Annotated in this window: 16 protein-coding genes and 3 pseudogenes; 9 read left to right on the forward strand and 10 right to left on the reverse strand. The window is 64.7% G+C overall.

What is annotated here, in order from left to right:
• Position 1: 1 nt before the first annotated feature.
• The 3 genes from ABIC03_RS36180 to ABIC03_RS36190 all read left to right on the forward strand — a co-directional run bounded on the left by ABIC03_RS36180 (position 2) and on the right by ABIC03_RS36190 (position 3,314).
• Positions 2–304: a copper-binding protein gene (locus tag ABIC03_RS36180; RefSeq protein WP_354065330.1), complete on the forward strand. Its 303-nt coding sequence runs from the start codon at positions 2–4 to the stop codon at positions 302–304.
• A 373-nt stretch (positions 305–677) separates the two neighbouring features.
• Positions 678–2,819, forward strand: coding sequence for a flagellar biosynthesis protein FlhA (gene flhA / locus ABIC03_RS36185; protein WP_275172205.1), 2,142 nt, complete (start codon positions 678–680; stop codon positions 2,817–2,819).
• A 294-nt stretch (positions 2,820–3,113) separates the two neighbouring features.
• The gene (locus ABIC03_RS36190) at positions 3,114–3,314 is read left to right on the forward strand and encodes a hypothetical protein (protein ID WP_007600553.1); all 201 of its coding nucleotides are present in this window, start codon (positions 3,114–3,116) and stop codon (positions 3,312–3,314) included.
• 297 nt (positions 3,315–3,611) lie between these two features.
• On the opposite strand, the pseudogene ABIC03_RS36195 reads toward ABIC03_RS36190, so the two are convergent.
• The 6 genes and pseudogenes from ABIC03_RS36195 to fliI form a co-directional block, all read right to left on the reverse strand.
• Positions 3,612–4,833, reverse strand: a pseudogene (locus ABIC03_RS36195) (NAD(P)/FAD-dependent oxidoreductase).
• A 142-nt stretch (positions 4,834–4,975) separates the two neighbouring features.
• Complete coding sequence (locus ABIC03_RS36200) at positions 4,976–5,935, reverse strand: helix-turn-helix transcriptional regulator (RefSeq protein WP_354065333.1); 960 nt, start codon at positions 5,933–5,935, stop codon at positions 4,976–4,978.
• A gap of 355 nt (positions 5,936–6,290) precedes the next feature.
• Positions 6,291–7,349 carry an anti-sigma factor gene (locus ABIC03_RS36205; protein WP_354065335.1) on the reverse strand — a complete coding sequence of 353 codons (1,059 nt, stop codon included), beginning with the start codon at positions 7,347–7,349 and terminating at the stop codon, positions 6,291–6,293.
• A 76-nt stretch (positions 7,350–7,425) separates the two neighbouring features.
• Positions 7,426–7,971 (reverse strand): sigma-70 family RNA polymerase sigma factor, encoded by a 546-nt coding sequence (locus ABIC03_RS36210; RefSeq protein ID WP_275172211.1) that lies wholly within the window; start codon positions 7,969–7,971, stop codon positions 7,426–7,428.
• Between the two features lie 178 nt (positions 7,972–8,149).
• Positions 8,150–8,569, reverse strand: a complete 420-nt coding sequence (gene fliJ / locus ABIC03_RS36215; RefSeq protein WP_007606301.1) for a flagellar export protein FliJ — start codon at positions 8,567–8,569, stop codon at positions 8,150–8,152.
• A 121-nt stretch (positions 8,570–8,690) separates the two neighbouring features.
• Complete coding sequence (gene fliI, locus ABIC03_RS36220) at positions 8,691–10,016, reverse strand: flagellar protein export ATPase FliI (RefSeq protein WP_106946294.1); 1,326 nt, start codon at positions 10,014–10,016, stop codon at positions 8,691–8,693.
• Between the two features lie 415 nt (positions 10,017–10,431).
• Between fliI and ctrA the strand changes: the two genes are divergently transcribed.
• The 6 genes and pseudogenes from ctrA to ABIC03_RS36250 all read left to right on the forward strand — a co-directional run.
• Positions 10,432–11,133, forward strand: coding sequence for a response regulator transcription factor CtrA (ctrA, locus tag ABIC03_RS36225; RefSeq protein WP_007600544.1), 702 nt, complete (start codon positions 10,432–10,434; stop codon positions 11,131–11,133).
• Positions 11,134–11,302: 169 nt separating this feature from the next.
• Entirely contained in the window at positions 11,303–11,707 is a 405-nt protein-coding gene (locus ABIC03_RS36230; protein ID WP_211381727.1) for a DUF350 domain-containing protein, read from the forward strand.
• Between the two features lies 1 nt (position 11,708).
• Entirely contained in the window at positions 11,709–12,131 is a 423-nt protein-coding gene (locus ABIC03_RS36235; RefSeq protein ID WP_275172213.1) for a hypothetical protein, read from the forward strand.
• Positions 12,132–12,134: 3 nt separating this feature from the next.
• Positions 12,135–13,292 carry a glutathionylspermidine synthase family protein gene (locus ABIC03_RS36240; protein WP_354065338.1) on the forward strand — a complete coding sequence of 386 codons (1,158 nt, stop codon included), beginning with the start codon at positions 12,135–12,137 and terminating at the stop codon, positions 13,290–13,292.
• Between the two features lie 249 nt (positions 13,293–13,541).
• Complete coding sequence (locus ABIC03_RS36245; RefSeq protein WP_354065340.1) at positions 13,542–14,180, forward strand: response regulator transcription factor; 639 nt, start codon at positions 13,542–13,544, stop codon at positions 14,178–14,180.
• Positions 14,181–14,210: 30 nt separating this feature from the next.
• Positions 14,211–14,417: pseudogene (locus ABIC03_RS36250) on the forward strand (hypothetical protein); the annotation flags it as partial.
• Here the strand turns inward: ABIC03_RS36250 and ABIC03_RS36255 are convergent.
• From ABIC03_RS36255 to ABIC03_RS36270, 4 genes and pseudogenes are all read right to left on the reverse strand, one after another.
• On the reverse strand, positions 14,344–15,216 hold the full coding sequence (locus ABIC03_RS36255) for a CheR family methyltransferase (protein WP_247398857.1): 873 nt from the start codon (positions 15,214–15,216) through the stop codon (positions 14,344–14,346). The pseudogene ABIC03_RS36250 and the gene ABIC03_RS36255 overlap by 74 nt on opposite strands.
• The gene (locus ABIC03_RS36260) at positions 15,213–16,403 is read right to left on the reverse strand and encodes a protein-glutamate methylesterase/protein-glutamine glutaminase (RefSeq protein ID WP_354065343.1); all 1,191 of its coding nucleotides are present in this window, start codon (positions 16,401–16,403) and stop codon (positions 15,213–15,215) included. The genes ABIC03_RS36255 and ABIC03_RS36260 overlap by 4 nt, the downstream gene beginning before the upstream one ends.
• Positions 16,404–16,478: 75 nt before the next feature.
• The gene (locus ABIC03_RS36265; RefSeq protein WP_007600538.1) at positions 16,479–16,844 is read right to left on the reverse strand and encodes a response regulator; all 366 of its coding nucleotides are present in this window, start codon (positions 16,842–16,844) and stop codon (positions 16,479–16,481) included.
• A gap of 73 nt (positions 16,845–16,917) precedes the next feature.
• Positions 16,918–17,036: pseudogene (locus ABIC03_RS36270) on the reverse strand (chemotaxis protein CheW); the annotation flags it as partial.

Below are 17,036 nucleotides of genomic sequence, written 5' to 3' on the forward strand. Positions count from 1 at the left end.
CATGAACCGCATCATCCGTATCGCCGCAGCGCTGTCGCTGGCCATCGGCCTTGCCACAGGTGCCCTGGCGGCCCAGGGCGCCGCGATCAGCGGCGAGGTCAAGAAGATCGACGAGGGCGCCGGCAAGATCACCCTCAAGCACGGGCCCGCGAAGAATCTCGGCATGGATGAACCCATGACCATGGTCTACCGCGTCAAGGACCCGGCCGTGCTCAAGCAGGTGAAGGTCGGCGACAAGGTGACTTTCGAAGCCGAGGAGGCGGCTTCGGGCTATACGGTGACCCGGATGGAGAGGGCGAAGTAGGGCGACTTCCTCCGTCCGCCAATTTTCGGCGCCCGACGCTTCCACAACGTCATGGCCGGGCTCGTCCCGGCCATCCACGCCTTCGGCGCGGCATGAAGAACGTGGATGCCCGGGACAAGCCCGGCCATGACGGCTGCTTGCCCGCCAGATGGCCGAAATACCGCAGTCAGCCCCCATGCCGCACCCGTTATTAACCCTTTGCTAACCATACACCCGGCAAGAATTGCCCAGTGGAGTCGAGTGTCGTCAGCCGCGTAGAACGGGAGCTCCCGTGGACGCCAGTGCGGTGCCTCACTTTCGAAACGGCGGCCCTTCGGCCGCCGCGCAGACGTTTGGGGCGCGCGGACGGCAGTCGCGCGGAGGGGCAGCTACCATGGTCGACGTCACCGCGGGACAGGGCGTAGGCGGCACAAACGCCGGTTTCCCCACCCTTGCCGAGATCGGCAACATCCTCAAACGCGGCGATATCGCGCTGGCGCTCGGCGTGCTCACCATCCTGGTGGTGCTGATCCTTCCGCTGCCCGCGATCGTGCTGGACCTGTTTCTGGCAATTTCGATCACGCTCTCGATCCTGATCCTGATGACGTCGCTGTTCATTCAGGCGCCGCTGGAATTCTCCGCTTTCCCGACCGTCCTGCTGATCTCGACCATGCTGCGGCTGTCGCTCAACATGGCCTCGACCCGCCTGATCCTGTCGCACGGGCACGAGGGCACGGACGCCGCCGGTCACGTCATCGAAGCCTTCGGCAGCTTCGTGATGGGCGGCAATTTCGTCATCGGCATCATCGTCTTCGCCATCCTGATCATCGTCAACTTCGTCGTCATCACCAAGGGTTCGGGCCGTATCGCCGAAGTCGCGGCGCGCTTCCACCTCGACGCCATGCCCGGCAAGCAGATGGCGATCGACGCCGATCTCTCCGCCGGACTGATCGACGAGGCGGTCGCCAAGCAGCGGCGCAAGGATCTGGAGGACGAGAGCGGCTTCTTCGGCGCCATGGACGGTGCCTCCAAATTCGTCCGCGGCGACGCCATCGCCGGCCTCCTGATCGTCTTCATCAACGTCGTCGGCGGCATGATCATCGGCGTGGCGCAGCAGGGCATGTCGTTTGCCGATGCCGGCCGCAGCTACACGCTGCTGACCGTCGGTGACGGCCTCGTCACCCAGGTGCCGGCGCTGATCGTTTCGACCGCCGCCGGCCTGCTCGTCTCCAAGGCCGGCGTGTCCGGCGCCGCCGACAAGGCGCTGATGAAGCAGTTCTCCGGATATCCGCAGGCGCTCGCGATGTCCGCGGCGGTCATGCTGGTGCTGGCGGCCCTGCCGGGCATCCCAACCCTTCCCTTCCTGGCGCTCGGCTCCGGCGCCGGCGCGCTCGCCTGGAACGCCCGCAACCGCAACCGGGCGACTGCCAGGGCTGAGGAAGTTGCGAAGACCGCACCTGCGCCGGGAATGCCGGGCGCACCGGGCTCCGCTGCGGCGGAGGAGCCGATCTCCGCGGCGCTGAAGATCGACGACCTCAAGATCGAGCTCGGCTATGCCCTGCTGCCGCTGGTCAACGGCCCCGACGGCACCGACCGCCTCACCGAGCAGATCAAGGCGCTGCGCCGCTCGCTCGCGATCGAGATGGGTTTTGTGATGCCCGCCGTGCGGATCCTCGACAACGTCCAGCTCGAAGCCAACACCTACATCATCAAGATCAAGGAGGTCGACGCCGGCACCGGCAAGATCTGGCCGAACCAGTTCATGGTCATGGACCCCGGCGGCAGCCAGGTGCAGGTGCCCGGCATCCACACCACCGAGCCGACCTTCGGCCTGCCCGCGACCTGGGTCGATGCCAGCCTCAAGGAGGAGGCCTCGCTCAAGGGCTATACCGTCGTCGACGCCGCGACCGTGCTCTCGACCCACCTCACCGAGCTGCTCAAGGCCAACATGTCGGACCTGCTCTCCTATGGCGAGGTGCAGAAGCTGCTCAAGGAGCTGCCGAAGGAGCAGGGCGAGCTGGTCAAGGACATCGTGCCGGGACAGGTCACGGTCTCTGGCATTCAGCGCGTGCTGCAGCTGCTGCTTGCCGAGCGCATCTCGATCCGCGACCTCTCGACCATCCTCGAAGGCATCGCGGACTCGCTCGCCTTCTCGCGCAATCCCGCAACCATGGTCGAGCACGTCCGCGCCCGCCTGGCGCGCCAGATCTGTGCGCAGAACACCTCCTACAGCGGCTACCTGCCGCTGATCGCGCTGTCGGCCCGTTGGGAACAAGCCTTCGCCGAATCCATTATCGGCCAGGGCGAGGAGCGCAGCCTCGCGATGCAGCCTTCGAAGCTGTCGGAGTTCATGACCGGCGTGCGCGAGGCTTTCGAGCGCGCCGCGCGCGAGGGCGAGGCCCCGGTGCTGGTCACCTCTGCGGCAATTCGTCCCTTCGTGCGTTCCCTGGTCGAGCGGTTCCGGGCCCAGACGACCGTGCTGTCGCAGGCTGAAATCCACCCCAGGGCGAGACTGAAAACGGTCGGAAGCATCTGATTTGCCTTAAGAAGCCGTGTGTTTTTTGGCCACAGGCAAATGGTTTTTAAGCTTTTGGCGCCTTGCCGATCGACGGCCGGCAAGGCGCCTGGCAGACACATTACAGCTTTGAAATAATTGCGAAATTGCACGATCAAGGGCCGTTTTTGATCGCGGCTTCTCACGTCCTGTCACGCTCTTGTGATCGCCCCTTGGGAACGAATCCCCCCAATACTAGGTTGTTCGGCACCGGAAGCATGAACCTGCCCAAACACGCAGGCGACTACTTCGGGTAGGTGGCGGCAGGAGCCTTCCATGAACCACTCGATTTACAGCGCAGATCGCTCGACCCACCTCAAGATCGTGGTTGTCGCGCTCGTTGCCGGCATCGCGGTGGCGGGTCTCGGGATCACCGCGCGAACGAGTTCAGATGAAGGCCTGACCCAGACCGCTCGCGTCATGAAGGCCGGCAAGCCGATCGCCATCACCAGCTCGAACGTTTCGCTCGTTCGCTAAGGAGATTTGAGTTTCAGGAATTCACGCGGCTCTTTATCAGCCCCCCAAAGTCGCCACGTGGATATGTAGACGACCCCAACCCCAAGTCGACTACAGAAAGCGCCCGCCCCCCACGGGCGCTTTCTCATGTCTGGAGTATTGTTTGCTGGCGTATGTAGCACGGGCAACTGTGTGCTACTGGCGCTGTCATTCCCCGCGTAGGCGGGGAATCCAGTACGCCGCAGCCTCTCCGTATTCCCGCGCTGTCTCTGGAATACTGGATCGTCCGCCTTCGCGGACGATGACACCGAATTGGGACTACCGCGCCCCATACGTCGGCGGCGGCGCCTGCACAGTCGGCGCGGCTGCGGCGAACAGTTCATCCTTGCGCCCCGAGAGCGGCGGATAGATGCGCTTGCGGTTGATGGTCTGCTTGGTTGCCTTCGCGGCCGCGCCGGTGGCGCGGACTTCGCGGTCCCATCCTTCCGTGTAGAGCGCGCCCCAGCCGCCGAGATCGAGGCACGGTCACATACCAGTCGATCCGGAGCGGCAGCATCGGCAGGCCCGCGAGATCGGCGACCACGTTGTGGCCGGCGAAGCGGCCCATGGGACGCGCGAACTGGCAGGACATCACGGTCGGATGCAAGCCGTCGACCACGCTCGAGGCGACATCCCCGGCCGCGAACACGCCGCCGACATCCGCAACCCGCATCATGGGATCGACGAGAAGGCGCCCAAGGCGATCGCGTGCGTCCGGGAAGCTCGCGGCCAAGGGGCTCGCGCGCATCCCGGCACACCAGATCACTGTCCGCGTCGGAATGACCTCGCCCGAGCTCAGGCGCAGGCCGGCGGCCTCGACGGAGACGACACGGACGCCAAGCCGTGTCTCGACGCCGAGCGAGGCTAACGCCGCATCGATGACGGGACGCGCATGCGCGCCGATCGTTGCGCCCACGGCAGGATTGGGATCGACCAGGATGATACGGTGGCTGCCGGTGATGCCGGCACGCGCCAGCCTGTCGGGCATCTCGGCCGCGACCTCGATGCCGGTGAAGCCCGCGCCGACCACGACGATCGTCGAGCGCCCCGGCGCGGGCACGCTGCGTCCGAGCGAAGTGAGATGGCCCTCGAGGTGGAGCGCCGCTGCATAAGTGTCGACATCGAAAGCATGCTCGGCAAGGCCGGGAATGTCGGGACGCATCACTTCGCTGCCGAGCGCCAGCACCAGCCGGTCATAAGCCAGCGTCTCGTCGCCACCACCCGTGACCAGCGAAATCTCGCGCCGTTCCGGATCGATGGCTTCGACGGCGCCGATGCCGTGACTCACGCCGATCGGATCGAGCAGTTGCGGCAGCGGCAGCGCGACCTCGCTGAGATCGGCCTCGTAATTGCGGACGCGGATGTTGTGATAGGGATTGCGATCGACGACACGGATCTCGATGTCACGGCCGGCCGCGCCGATCTCCTCGCGCTTGCGTGCGGCACCGATGGCCGCCCACAGACCTGCAAACCCGGCGCCGAGCACGACGATACGCGCCATGTCCGTTGACTGCATTTCCCAAGAGAGCGACGACGAAGCGACGAACGATCAAGCCGTCTGACCGCGCAGACAGATATAGCTCATCCGGCCGGGCGCACCAACGGCGGCGGCACCGCCGCGCCGCACAAATTGTCGGCGCGGCTTAGGCCTCGCGCAGTTCCGACGGCGTCGCGCTAAAGCGCTTGCGGAAGGCGCGGTTGAAATAGGACAGATCGGAGAAGCCGGATGAGTGCGCGATGTCGCTGATCTTGCGCGTCCTGGCGCGGGGATCGCTGAGCAGCTTGCGCGCCTGCAGCAGGCGCTGCTCCAGCACGAATTCGGTGAAGGTCGTTCCGGCCTGCTCGAACAGGCGCTGTGCCTGGCGCGGGCTCAGGCCCGAGCGCGTGGCAATCTCGGACAGGCAAAGATCGTTGCGGCCAAGCGCGGCCATCACGTCGGCGCGCATGAGATCGAGACGGGCCGCCGCATGACCTCGCCCGCGCGCGAGACTTGCATGTTCGGCATCGGTGCCGAGCAGGAGACCGACGAGATCGACCATGTGCTGCGCGGTCAGGCGCTGGCCGACGGCGTCGAGATGCGGCGCGTGATGGGCCGCTAGGGAGTGGTAGCGGAAAATCGTCTCGGCGACCGCGCCATCCGAGAGCACTTGCGACAGCTTGTCCTCGGCGCGCGGATTGATGTCGAGCAGCGCGCGGCGCGGCATGCGGATGGTGGTGAAGCGATCTTCCTCGGTGTGGCCGACCGTGCCGGTGATGCCCATGTCGACGAGCACCATCTGCGCGGGCGCAAGCTCCACGGCATGGCCGTTCTGCCCGACGCGGACGAGACCCGCATGTGCCGCGATCAGGACGAGATCGTCGCTGCCGTCGGCAAGGTGGCTCTGGGTGCGCGAATATTGCGCGGAAGCGCCTTCGGGAATGGCGAGCGCGATATTGTCGACCACGCTGACCTGAAGCCGGCAATCGATGCTATCGCCCCGGCTCGGCCCGATATCCAGGCCGCAGGCTCCGAAAGTCCGCTCGCGCCAATGTTCGAAGGCCGGGCCGTGTGGCAGCCCCGCATATTGGTGAATGAAGATGCCCGACGTTTTCGCTGCATCCATCTGATTTCTCGCCCCTCTCCGGCACCATGATTGGGGGGCGCCGACTGCAAATTCCGGGCATTTGACGCCGCGACATGCAGAGAGGTTCAAATTGGGGGCGGATTCGGCGGGATTTGTCGGGATACGACGGCGGGACGGACCGTGGCGACAGGAAACGATCAGGCATTGCCACGACGATGTTGAAGCGTCCAATGCCTCCCTCGGTGTCGTCCTGGACAAGCGAGCAGAGCGAGCGCCGATCCAGGACCCATTACCCCGGGATTGAGTGGTTGCTCACCCGTGTTGCCACCACTCATTCTTGCGACAAGCTCTTGGGGTAATGGGTCCTGGCTTTCGCCAGGACGACAGTAGAAACCTACTTCTTCGCGGGTGCCTGCGGCTGTGACGGCGGCACGGTCTCGATCAGCTTGCCGGAAAATACAGGCGCCGAGGTCGGCTGGCCGCTGGGCGAACCGCCGGTCTGCTCGACGGTGACCGCGTATGTCGCGCCGTTGACGACGTCGGCATCGTACGAACCGAGCACCGGTCGCGCGGTGAAATCGCCGGCGCCGATCACACCCAGCGAGCGCGGACGCGGCAGCTTGTCGGAGATTAGCCAGAGCTCGAAGCTCTTGCCGGGCTCCGGTGTCGCGCCGACCTTGCGCACGGTAAAGTTCTTGGTCGCACCGTCGATGGTGAGGATGAAGGCGGGACCGCCGCCCTGGCCCTGCAACACCGCCACATATTGCGACGCCGCCGCCGGGAGCGGCGCCGGTGTCTTCACCTCGACCGTCTGGATGCGTGGCGCCGGTCGCAAGCCGCCCGGCAGCGCCTCGGGCTGGAAGATCTGAAGCGACAGCGTCACGAGCAGCGCGGCCGCGAGCGCGCCGACGGCGGATGCGATGGTGCGCCAGCGCTTCACGCGGCCCTCGAGCTGGATCACGTTGCTGTTGTCGGCAACCGGCGGCGGTGGCGCGCGCACGACCTCCGGGTCCGGCGCGTGGACCTGCGGCATGAATATCGGCGCGACATCGGGAAGCGCATCGGACGCAAGTCGCGCCGGATCGGGCTGCTCCGCTTCGGGCGGCTGCGGCCCCGGTTGCTGCATAGTCTCCGACGGCACCTGCGGAGGCACGGTATCGGGCGAGGAAAACTCCGGCACAGGTGGCGGCGCGACATCCGGCAGCGCTGGCGGCTCCTGCGCAAAGGCCGTCCGCGCGAGCTCGGACTTGATGTTCTCCCATACGATCGGACGCGGCTGGATCGAGCCGACCATCTGGTTGAGGACGCCGAGCCGGAATGCCCACGCCTGCACGACATCGGCGAACGCCTTGTCCACCGCCATCATGGTCTCGACCTGCGCGCGCTCGCCGGCGTCGAGCGTACCGAGCGCATATTCCGCGGCGAGCGCGATATGGTCCTCCGTATAGGCCATCACTTGCGGTCCAGACCCATCCTCACAGTACGAGCTCTCATGGCCCAAGCCTTCATAGTCCGAGCCTTCAGAGCCCTCATAGCCCGAGACATTCGCGAATATCCATCATGCTGCGCCGAAGCCACGTCTTCACCGTGTTGACGGGCGCTGCGAATTTCTCCGCCAATTGTTCGCGGCTCCAGCCGTTGTAATAGGCGAGAAGCACGAGCCTCTGACGGTCCGGCTCGAGCCGGCCGATACATTCCAGGAGCCGCTTCAATTCCTCGGTCATCTCCCGCCGCGCCAGCGGATCGGGGCTGTCGCTTGCGACTTCCATCGCCTGCGGCTCTTCCTCGATGGAGACTTCCGTCTTCTTGCGCACGATGTCGATGGCGCGGTTGCGCGCGATCGACGCCATCCAGGTGATCGGCGACGCGAGAGCGGGATTGAACTGGCCGGCGCTGTTCCAGATCTTGACGTAGGCCTCCTGAATGACCTCCTCTGCGAGATCCTGTCGGCGCAAGATACGGAGCACGATGCCATAGAGTTTCGCGCGCGTGGCGACGTAGAGGCGCTCGAACGCGGCCTGATCGCCCTGCGCTACCGCCCCAATCAGCCCGACCAGCTCTGCTGGCGTCAGCATTCAGCCCCCCAATGCGCGGCTCTCGCGTTCCGCGCGGGCCCTGGCACCCCGCCACCATAGCGCGCGACAAAGCCGACCACCAAGGGGGCGAGGCGCCACTCTGTGGACAGCACATGCGAAAACCCGGACCTTTGGGGTCCGGGTTCTGCAAATTCTCGCAGGTCTGGCGGCTAGCGTCTCAGGCGACGGCGCCCATGCGGGCACGCATCAGGCCGATGCTGTCGAGGTCGGCCTGCTCGCGGGCGTTTTCCTCGGCGCGTTCGCGGGCCTGATCGCGCTCGTCGAGAAGCTCGACCTTCTTCAGCTCCTCGAAGGCTTCGGCCAGCGCTGCCTTGGCTTCGTCGAGCTGGCCCTTCAGCTCGTCGGCCGAGCGGGTCAGGTTCTCGCGACGCTGGATGGCAGCCTTGGCATAGGTCGGATAGGCGAAGTGCGAGGGATCGTTGATCCCGGCGCGCTCCTGCTCGGTCGAGATCTCGCGTTCAAGATCGGTCGACATCCGCTGGAAGTCGGCGATCATGGTCTCGATCTGGGTGACCCGGCGGCGCTTCTCGTCGACCTGAAACTTCTTCAGGCGGATGAGGGTATCACGTGACTTCATCGACTCGTACTCCCCAGAAGTCCCTTGGCTGCGCGTGGGACAACACCGGTCTCCCCACAGGCCCGACGGGGGCCAAGACCGGCTCTGCTACTCTGTGGGATGGGATGATGACGGGACAAAGTTAGCGTTCCGTTTCCAAATTGCCGAGGATTTGCGCCAACTGGCGGTAGCCGTCCGCCAGCGATGCATTTTCGTCCTTGCGCTGGCGCAGGAAGGCCTCCAGCGGCTCGTGCAGGCGGATCGCCTCGTCGACCTCGGGGCTGGAGCCGGCGCGGTAGGCGCCCAGACGGATCAATTCCTCCATATCGGCATAGGTCGCCATCACCGCCCGCGCCTTCTGGATGGTCGGCCAGAACTGCGGGTCGGCCGATTTTGGCATGGTGCGGGAGACGGATTTGAGGATGTTGATGGCAGGGTAGCGGCCGCGCTCGGCGATCGAGCGCTGCATCACGATGTGGCCGTCGAGAATGCCACGGACGGCATCCGCAATCGGCTCGTTATGGTCGTCGCCATCGACCAACACCGTGAAGATCGCGGTGATGGCGCCCTCGCCCAGGCCCGGACCGGCGCGCTCCAGAAGCTTCGGCAGCTCGGTGAACACGGTCGGCGTGTAGCCCTTGGCGGTCGGCGGCTCGCCCGCGGACAGGCCGATCTCGCGCTGGGCCATGGCAAAGCGCGTCACCGAATCCATCAGGCAAAGGACGTCCTGCTCCTCGTCGCGAAAATATTCGGCGACCGCGAGCGTCAGATACGCAGCCTGGCGGCGCATCAGCGCCGGCTCGTCGGAGGTCGCGACCACGACGACCGAACGCGCCAAGCCCTCCTCGCCGAGGTCGTCCTGCAAGAACTCCTGCACCTCGCGGCCGCGTTCGCCGATCAGCCCGATGACGCTGACCGCGGCATCGACGTTGCGCGCGAGCATCGAGAGCAGCACCGACTTGCCGACGCCGGAGCCTGCGAAGATGCCCATGCGCTGGCCGCGGCAACAGGTCAGGAAAGTGTTCATCGCGCGCACGCCAAGATCGAGCGGCGCGCCGACGCGCTTGCGCGAGTGCGCCGGCGGCGGCGAATTGCGGTACGGCATCGGCGCCGGGCCCTGCGGCAGCGGCCCCTTGCCGTCGATCGGCTCCCCCAGCGCATTGACGACGCGGCCGAGCCAGGCCGCGCAAGGCCGCACCTGATTTGCAGCATTGGCGATGACGGCCTTGCAGCCGCGCCGCACGCCGTCGAGGCCGGCGAACGGCATCACGACGGCATTGTTGCCGGAGAAGCCGATCACCTCGCAGGGGATGGAACGGTTGCCGCCGGTCTCGATCACGAGCCGCGCGCCGACCGACATCGCATGGATCGGGCCGGCCACCTCGACCATCAGGCCGCGCACGCCGACCACACGGCCATAAATATTGATGCCGTCAATGTCGCCGATCTGTTCGGCAAGAGCCTTCATAAGAGGGCCTTCATGAGGTGATCGCCTTCATAATCCCGGGCTTCGTGGCGAATACCTTAAGTTTCGCCATATTTCTGAACGGCGCTTAACTTCGTGTTTACCCGCATCGTTAATCATTGCGTCACTGTCTTTGTGACTGAGCGTGGCTCCCCTTCAGAAGAAGGCTGAGTCGCGGGAGTCGGTTAGGCCCGTCTCTTAAAGTGGAACTTGAACGCAACCGGATAACGAAAGCTGCTTCGCACACAAGACCTTAGGGCGATTCGACGAAAATTGCATCTACAGGGCTTGCGTTCCAGAATCAGAATTTGTTAACCATCTGTTGTCAGGATCCGAATCAGTTGTTCAAAGGCGTTTTGTTGTGTGCCGCGAATGCGGCCGACCTGACGCCCAGGAGCGGCGACTATGGGGAACTGGCATGCGCGTTTTGCTGATTGAAGATGACAGCGCCGTCGCGCAGTCGATCGAGCTGATGTTGAAGTCTGAGAGCTTCAACGTCTACACGACCGATTTGGGGGAAGAAGGCGTCGATCTCGGTAAATTATACGATTACGACATTATCCTTCTCGACCTCAATCTGCCCGACATGTCCGGCTACGACGTGCTCAAGCAGCTCCGGGTCTCCAAGATCAAGACACCAATTCTGATCCTCTCCGGCCTTGCCGGCATCGAGGACAAGGTCAAGGGTCTCGGCGTCGGCGCCGACGACTACATGACCAAGCCCTTCCACAAGGATGAGCTGGTTGCCCGCATCCACGCGATCGTGCGCCGCTCCAAGGGCCATGCCCAGTCGGTGATCCAGACCGGCGACCTCGTCGTCAACCTCGATACCAAGACGGTGGAAGTCGGCGGCCAGCGCGTGCATCTGACCGGCAAGGAATACCAAATGTTGGAGCTGCTCTCGCTCCGCAAGGGCACGACCCTCACCAAGGAAATGTTCCTCAACCACCTCTATGGTGGCATGGACGAGCCCGAGCTGAAGATCATCGACGTCTTCATCTGCAAGCTCCGCAAGAAGCTCGCCAATGCCTCGGAAGGCCGCAACTTCATCGAGACCGTGTGGGGCCGCGGCTACGTGCTGCGCGAGCCGCACGAGGTCGAGGAGCGCATTCCCGCCTGATCCTGGGTTTACCCGCGAGCCCTTCGGGGCTTGCTCCTCCCAGCCTGGACCCCGCCGCAAATGGCGGGGTTTTGTTTTTTGGGGATGCGAGCGCGGCCTCATCGTCCTCCGGCCGTTGAACCGCTACCCTTCCCCCGCCGACGAATGGTCGCTGCACGATGGGGGAACGATGATCCTGCAATCACTCGCCGGCCTGCCCGCCTTCCTGGTCTATTTCTGCACCGGGCTGATCGCGATCGTGGCGTATCTGTTCGTCTACACCCGCATCACTCCGTACAACGAATTCCAGCTGATCCGCGACAACGAGCCGGCCGCGGCGATCGCACTCGGCCTCAGCCTGCTCGGCTTCGTCGCGCCGCTGGTCAGCGCCATCGCGCATTCGGCCAATGTGCTGGATTGCCTGATCTGGGCGATCATCGCGCTCATCGTGCAGATCATCGTGCTCTTTCTGGTGAGGGTGCCGGTGCCGAACCTGCCGGCCCGGATCGCGGCCGGCGAGTTGGCGCCCGCGATCTGGCTCGGGCTGTCCTCGCTCGCCGCGGGCCTGCTCAACGCCGCCTGCATGATCTACTGACATGGCCGACAAGCCCTCCAAAAAGGAGTTCGGCAAGCGCCGGCCGGCGGCGGGACCGCCGCCCGCACAGCAGCCGGTGAAGCGCTCTGGCCGTGTCGCGCTGCTGGTGATGGGCACGATCGCGGTCGGCACCACCGCCTACACGCTAATGCCGCGGCAGAATTGCGAGCCCTCCCCTGCCGGGGCCATAGTCCCCGGGGCGACGGTCCCCGGAGCCGCGCCGGTGCAGGCGAGCACCGCCTGCAGCAGCAGAAGCAGCTCGTCGGGCGGCGGCGGCAGCTCACGCTGGTCCTCGCGATCGAGTTTCTTCAGCAGCGATTCATCGAGCCATTCCTCGTCCGGAACGTCGTCCGATTCAGGCTCCGGCGGCGTGAGCCGCGGCGGCTTCGGCTCGTTTGGCCATGGCTTCTCTGGCGGCGGCTGACCCATGCGACGCATCGTCTGCCCCGAGCGCGACGACTGGCGGCAGACCGCCGAACAATGCGGCTTCGCCTTCCACACCATCGACGGCGAGCGCTATTGGGACGAGCGCGCCTACTACGCCTTCACGCTCGACGAGATCGAGCGCGGCATCGAGACGCCGACCGGCGAGATCGACGCGATGTGCCTGGAGCTTGCCGGCCGCGTCATCGGCGACGAGCGTCATCTGCGGCGCTTGAAGATACCCGACGCGTTCTGGAGCTTGATCGCCGAGAGCTGGGCACGAGACGACCGCAGCCTCTATGGCCGGCTCGATCTGAAATTCGACGGCAAGGAACCGGCAAAGCTGCTCGAATACAACGCGGACACGCCGACCTCGATTTTCGAAGCCGCGGTGTTTCAATGGACCTGGCTCGAACAGGCGATCGAACGTCGCATCATCCCGTCGCGCGCCGACCAGTTCAACTCCATCCACGAACGACTGATCGAAGCCTGGAAGCAGATTGCCGCTAGCCACGTCCATCTCACCGGCACCACGGGCAATGAGGAGGATGCCGGCACGCTTGCTTATCTCGAAGACACCGCGCGCCAGGCGGGACTGACGACCACGCTCCTGGATGTCGAGGCGATCGGCTGGCGCGATGATGCCGGCGGGTTCGTCGATCTCGACGGCCGCGACATCGCGCTAGCCTTCAAGCTCTATCCCTGGGAATGGATGTTCCACGACAGCTTCGGCGCAAAGCTCAAGGGCGCACCGACACGCTGGATCGAACCGCCGTGGAAGGCGGTGCTCTCCAACAAGGGAATCCTGCCGCTGCTCTGGGAGATGTTTCCGAACCATCCCAATCTGCTGCCGGCTTTCTTCGAGGACGATCCGCGGGCAGCCGAGCTCGGCAGCTCCTATGTGCGCAAGCCGCTGCTGTCGCGCGAAGGCGCCAATGTCACGCTGGTATCAGGCGGAATGCCGCTCGACGAGCAGGCAGGCCCCTATGGCGCCGAGGGATTCGTGCGGCAGGCGCTCGCGCCGCTGCCGAACTTCTCAGACTTCCATCCAGTGGTGGGAAGCTGGCTGGTGGATCACGAACCCTGCGGCCTGTCGATCCGCGAGGACGAGAGCCCGATCACCGGCAACGGCTCGCGGTTTCTGCCGCATGCGATTTTGTGAAAGATACCCTTCTTCCCTTCTGGGAGAAGTGTCGCCGCGTAGCGCCGGATGAGGAGTTCTCTTCGCGAGTTCAAAGCGTCAGTTGGATTCGCGGCTCGCCCATCGACAAAGGCCGGCACGGCGGCGGCGTGGCACAAAGTGCATAGAGACTTTTCGCTGCGACAGATCAGCTATGTCTTAAATGGGTGCACTAAGACACTTAGGCACCCTGAATAGCGCGGTAGCCTCTCTGCAATGGAGAGGGGACCGGTGCCGGGGCTCGTGCATATTGTTGACGACGACCTGTCTTTCCTGACGGCCATGGAGCGTCATTTAAGGCACGCCGGTTACGAGGTCGCCGTCTATGCGTCGGCGCAGGCGTTGCTGGACCGACTGCCGAGCGACAGCATTCCGAGTTGCATCCTTCTCGATGTGCAAATCCCCGACTTGGACGGCCCTGCCCTCCAAAAACACTTGGGCGAACTCGGCTCGACATTGCCGATCATATTTCTCTCCGGCTATCGCGACATTCCGACCACTGTGCGAACCATAAAAGCGGGTGCCCAGGATTTTCTGAGCAAGCCGGTAAGCTCAGAAGACCTTCTTCGCGCGATCGCCGGAGCCCTGGCACACCATCGATCATCACGAGACCTGCAGAACATGCTGAACATGGCACGTGCTCGTCTCGCTAAATTGACGCCACGCGAGCGACAGGTCTTCGACCTTGTCGTTCGGGGCAAAATCAACAAGCAGATCGCACACACGCTCGGAACGACCGAGCGCACGATCAAAGCTCACCGCCACGGCTTGATGGAGAAAATGCAGGTTCGGTCATTAGCCGAACTGGTCTCTCTTGCCGAGCGGATCGGCGTCTTGGACGGCGCATCCGACGAGGGAGGGACGGCCTGACAACTCCACCAGTTTGCAGCTACCTGCCGCTCCGCGGTCGTATATTGCCAGTACGTCGAATATCCGGTGGGTTGCGTTGCCCGGGCAGGCGTCGTGCTCAGGCCTCGTCCGGTGGCGCGCGCAGCGGTCCGCCATAATGCAGGTGGCAATGCAAATGGCGGTGTCACCGCGCCGCTGCCACCTTCAACGACGGCGGCATCAATCCACCCATCGGCCGGCCGGAGCGCGTCGGGTTGAGCTGATAGAGGCCACGACGCTCGGCGATCGGACGGAACGCGTCGGTGATGCCGACGACAGATTCGGCGGCGCCGAGCAGCAGCGTACCGTCGGCTTCTAAGACCTTCGCCATGCGCTCGAAGATCACCGCCTTGGTGTCCTGGTCGAAATAGATCAGCACGTTGCGGCAGAAGATCACGTCGAACGTGCCGAGATGGGAGAAGTCCTGCAACAGATTGAGCTGGCGGAACTGCACCATTGCGCGGATGTCGGCATTGAGCTGCCAGACCTCGCCCGCCTGCGTGAAGTATTTCATCAGATGCTGGATCGGCAGGCCGCGCTGCACCTCGAACTGGCTGTAGACGCCAGCCTTGGATTTCTCCAGCACCTCCTGCGACAGATCGGTGGCGACGATCTCGATGCGCCAGCCGGCGAAGGCTGCGCCCATCTCCTTCACGCACATCGCGATCGAATAGGGCTCCTGTCCGGTCGACGACGCCGCCGACCAGATGCGCAGCGACTTGCGCGCCGCGCGCGCCCGAAGCAGCCCCGGGAGGATGGTTTCGCGCAAGTGATCGAACGGGATCTTGTCGCGATAGAAGAAGGTCTCGTTGGTGGTCATCGCTTCGACCACGTCGCTTGCAAGCCGCCCGTCGCCGTTCCTGATCTTCAGCACGAGATCGGGAATCCCGGCGAGGCTCGCCTTGCGGGCCAGCGGCAGCAGCCGGCTCTCGACCAGATACTGCTTGTCCGGGGAGAGATCGAGGCCGGAGCGCTCTTTCAGGAATTTGCGCAGATAGTCGTAGTCAACCGGCGTCACGAGCGGTCTCCCGCGAACAGGCGATTGACCCGGGCGCCGATCTGGTTGAGCGGCAGGATCGCCGCGCAGATGCCGGCATTGGCCGCTGCGCCCGGCATGCCCCAGACCACGCTGGAAGCTTCGTCCTGCGCGATCACGCTGCCGCCGGCGGCGACGATGTCCTTGCCGCCGCGCATGCCGTCCGAGCCCATGCCCGTCAGGATCACGGAGAGGATAGCGCCATGCCAGATGTCGATGGCGGACGTGAACAGCGGATCGACCGCGGGCTTGCAGAAATTGACGGCGGGACCGTCGTCGAGCGCGATCGCTACGTCGGCGCCGCTACGCACGACGCGCATGTGCTTGCCGCCCGGCGCAAGATAGATGCGGCCCGGCTTCACCGGCTCGCCATCGATCGCCTCGGCCGCAGGCTTGCGGCTCGTGCGTGCCAGATGCTCGGCGAGAATGGTGGTGAAGGTGGGCGGCATGTGCTGGGTGATCAGCACCGGGACGCGGTCGATCACGGGGCCGAGCTCGGTGACGAGCGCCATCAGCGCCTGAGGACCGCCGGTCGATGAGCCGATCAGTAGCACCTTCGGCGCCTGGGTCGAGAACGGACGCGTGGACAGCACCGAGGACGACGACGCATGCACCGCCGGAGCCGCCGCAGGCCGCGCGACAACCGGTCCACGTGCAGCCGGAGCCGGGCTTGGGGGCGCCAGCGGCGGGCTCGCGACCGCGGCCTTGCGGCGCAGCCGTGCGCCGAGGTGACGGATTTTCTGGATCAGGTCGTGGTGGAAGATGTCCGCAGCCGACGCCTCGCGCGTCGATTCCGGCTTCGGAATGTAGTCGGCTGCGCCGAGCGACAGCGCCTTGAAGCTGATTTCGGCGTTACGGCGGGTCAGCGTCGAGGCCATGATGATGACGAGATCGCGCTTCTTCGCCAGGAGTTGCGGCAGCGCCGAGATACCGTCGAGCTCGGGCATTTCGATATCGAGGACGGCAACGTCGGGGTTGATGCGTTCGATCTGGTTGACCGCCTCGAGCCCGGTGCGCAGCGACGCCGCAACTTCCATGTCATGCTCGGCACCGACCCAGCGCGAGATCAGTCCGCGAATGACGACGGAGTCATCGACGATCATCACCCGCAAAGGTCCGGCTTCCCGCGACGAGCCCGGGGTCGAATTACCTGCGAACGCAACACTCATTACTCACCAACTCAGACTGAAACGGTCAGTTGAAAACAAACGCCGAAGGAGCCGTTCAGCCTCCGGGGCGGTCGCTCAGATAAGGCCGACTTCCTGGAATTTCGCCGTCACGATGTCCTTGTCGAAGGGCTTCATGATGTACTCGTTGGCGCCGGCGTGCAGCGCGCGCGCGATATGCGCGACGTCGTTCTCGGTGGTGCAGAACACCACCTTGGGCTGGTCGCCGCCGGGCATGCGCCGGAGATGGCCGAGGAACTCGTAGCCGTCCATCACCGGCATGTTCCAGTCGAGCAGGACCGCATCGGGCAAGCCGCGCTTGCAGGCCTCCAGCGCCTTCTCACCGTCCTCGGCTTCGAGGATCTGGAAGTCGAGGCCCTCCAGGATCCGGCGCGCAACCTTGCGGATGACGCTGGAATCATCAACGACGAGACAAGTTCGCATGTGAACCTCTGCTTCTCCCCGCTTTTGCGGGGGCACTTCCAATTGCAGGTACGTCGGCGGATGTGCCGGCGTATCAGGCCGCCATCATCTCGGGCGCGAGCTCGAGGACGCGGTCGACGTCGAGGACGACCATGAGCTGGCCGTCGAGACGGTGGACACCGCCGGCGAGCTTGGCCATGCGGGGGTCGAGAT

It is taken from the genome of Bradyrhizobium sp. RT6a (genome assembly GCF_040547675.1).
Lineage (GTDB): Bacteria > Pseudomonadota > Alphaproteobacteria > Rhizobiales > Xanthobacteraceae > Bradyrhizobium.

Coding starts and splice junctions, on each gene's coding strand:
- ABIC03_RS36180 (WP_354065330.1), top strand. CDS start 2: ATGAACCGCATCATCCGTATCGCCGCAGCGCTGTCGCTGGCCATCGGC.
- flhA (WP_275172205.1), top strand. CDS start 678: ATGGTCGACGTCACCGCGGGACAGGGCGTAGGCGGCACAAACGCCGGT.
- ABIC03_RS36190 (WP_007600553.1), top strand. CDS start 3,114: ATGAACCACTCGATTTACAGCGCAGATCGCTCGACCCACCTCAAGATC.
- ABIC03_RS36200 (WP_354065333.1), bottom strand. CDS start 5,935: ATGGATGCAGCGAAAACGTCGGGCATCTTCATTCACCAATATGCGGGG.
- ABIC03_RS36205 (WP_354065335.1), bottom strand. CDS start 7,349: ATGGCCTATACGGAGGACCATATCGCGCTCGCCGCGGAATATGCGCTC.
- ABIC03_RS36210 (WP_275172211.1), bottom strand. CDS start 7,971: ATGCTGACGCCAGCAGAGCTGGTCGGGCTGATTGGGGCGGTAGCGCAG.
- fliJ (WP_007606301.1), bottom strand. CDS start 8,569: ATGAAGTCACGTGATACCCTCATCCGCCTGAAGAAGTTTCAGGTCGAC.
- fliI (WP_106946294.1), bottom strand. CDS start 10,016: ATGAAGGCTCTTGCCGAACAGATCGGCGACATTGACGGCATCAATATT.
- ctrA (WP_007600544.1), top strand. CDS start 10,432: ATGCGCGTTTTGCTGATTGAAGATGACAGCGCCGTCGCGCAGTCGATC.
- ABIC03_RS36230 (WP_211381727.1), top strand. CDS start 11,303: ATGATCCTGCAATCACTCGCCGGCCTGCCCGCCTTCCTGGTCTATTTC.
- ABIC03_RS36235 (WP_275172213.1), top strand. CDS start 11,709: ATGGCCGACAAGCCCTCCAAAAAGGAGTTCGGCAAGCGCCGGCCGGCG.
- ABIC03_RS36240 (WP_354065338.1), top strand. CDS start 12,135: ATGCGACGCATCGTCTGCCCCGAGCGCGACGACTGGCGGCAGACCGCC.
- ABIC03_RS36260 (WP_354065343.1), bottom strand. CDS start 16,403: ATGAGTGTTGCGTTCGCAGGTAATTCGACCCCGGGCTCGTCGCGGGAA.
- ABIC03_RS36265 (WP_007600538.1), bottom strand. CDS start 16,844: ATGCGAACTTGTCTCGTCGTTGATGATTCCAGCGTCATCCGCAAGGTT.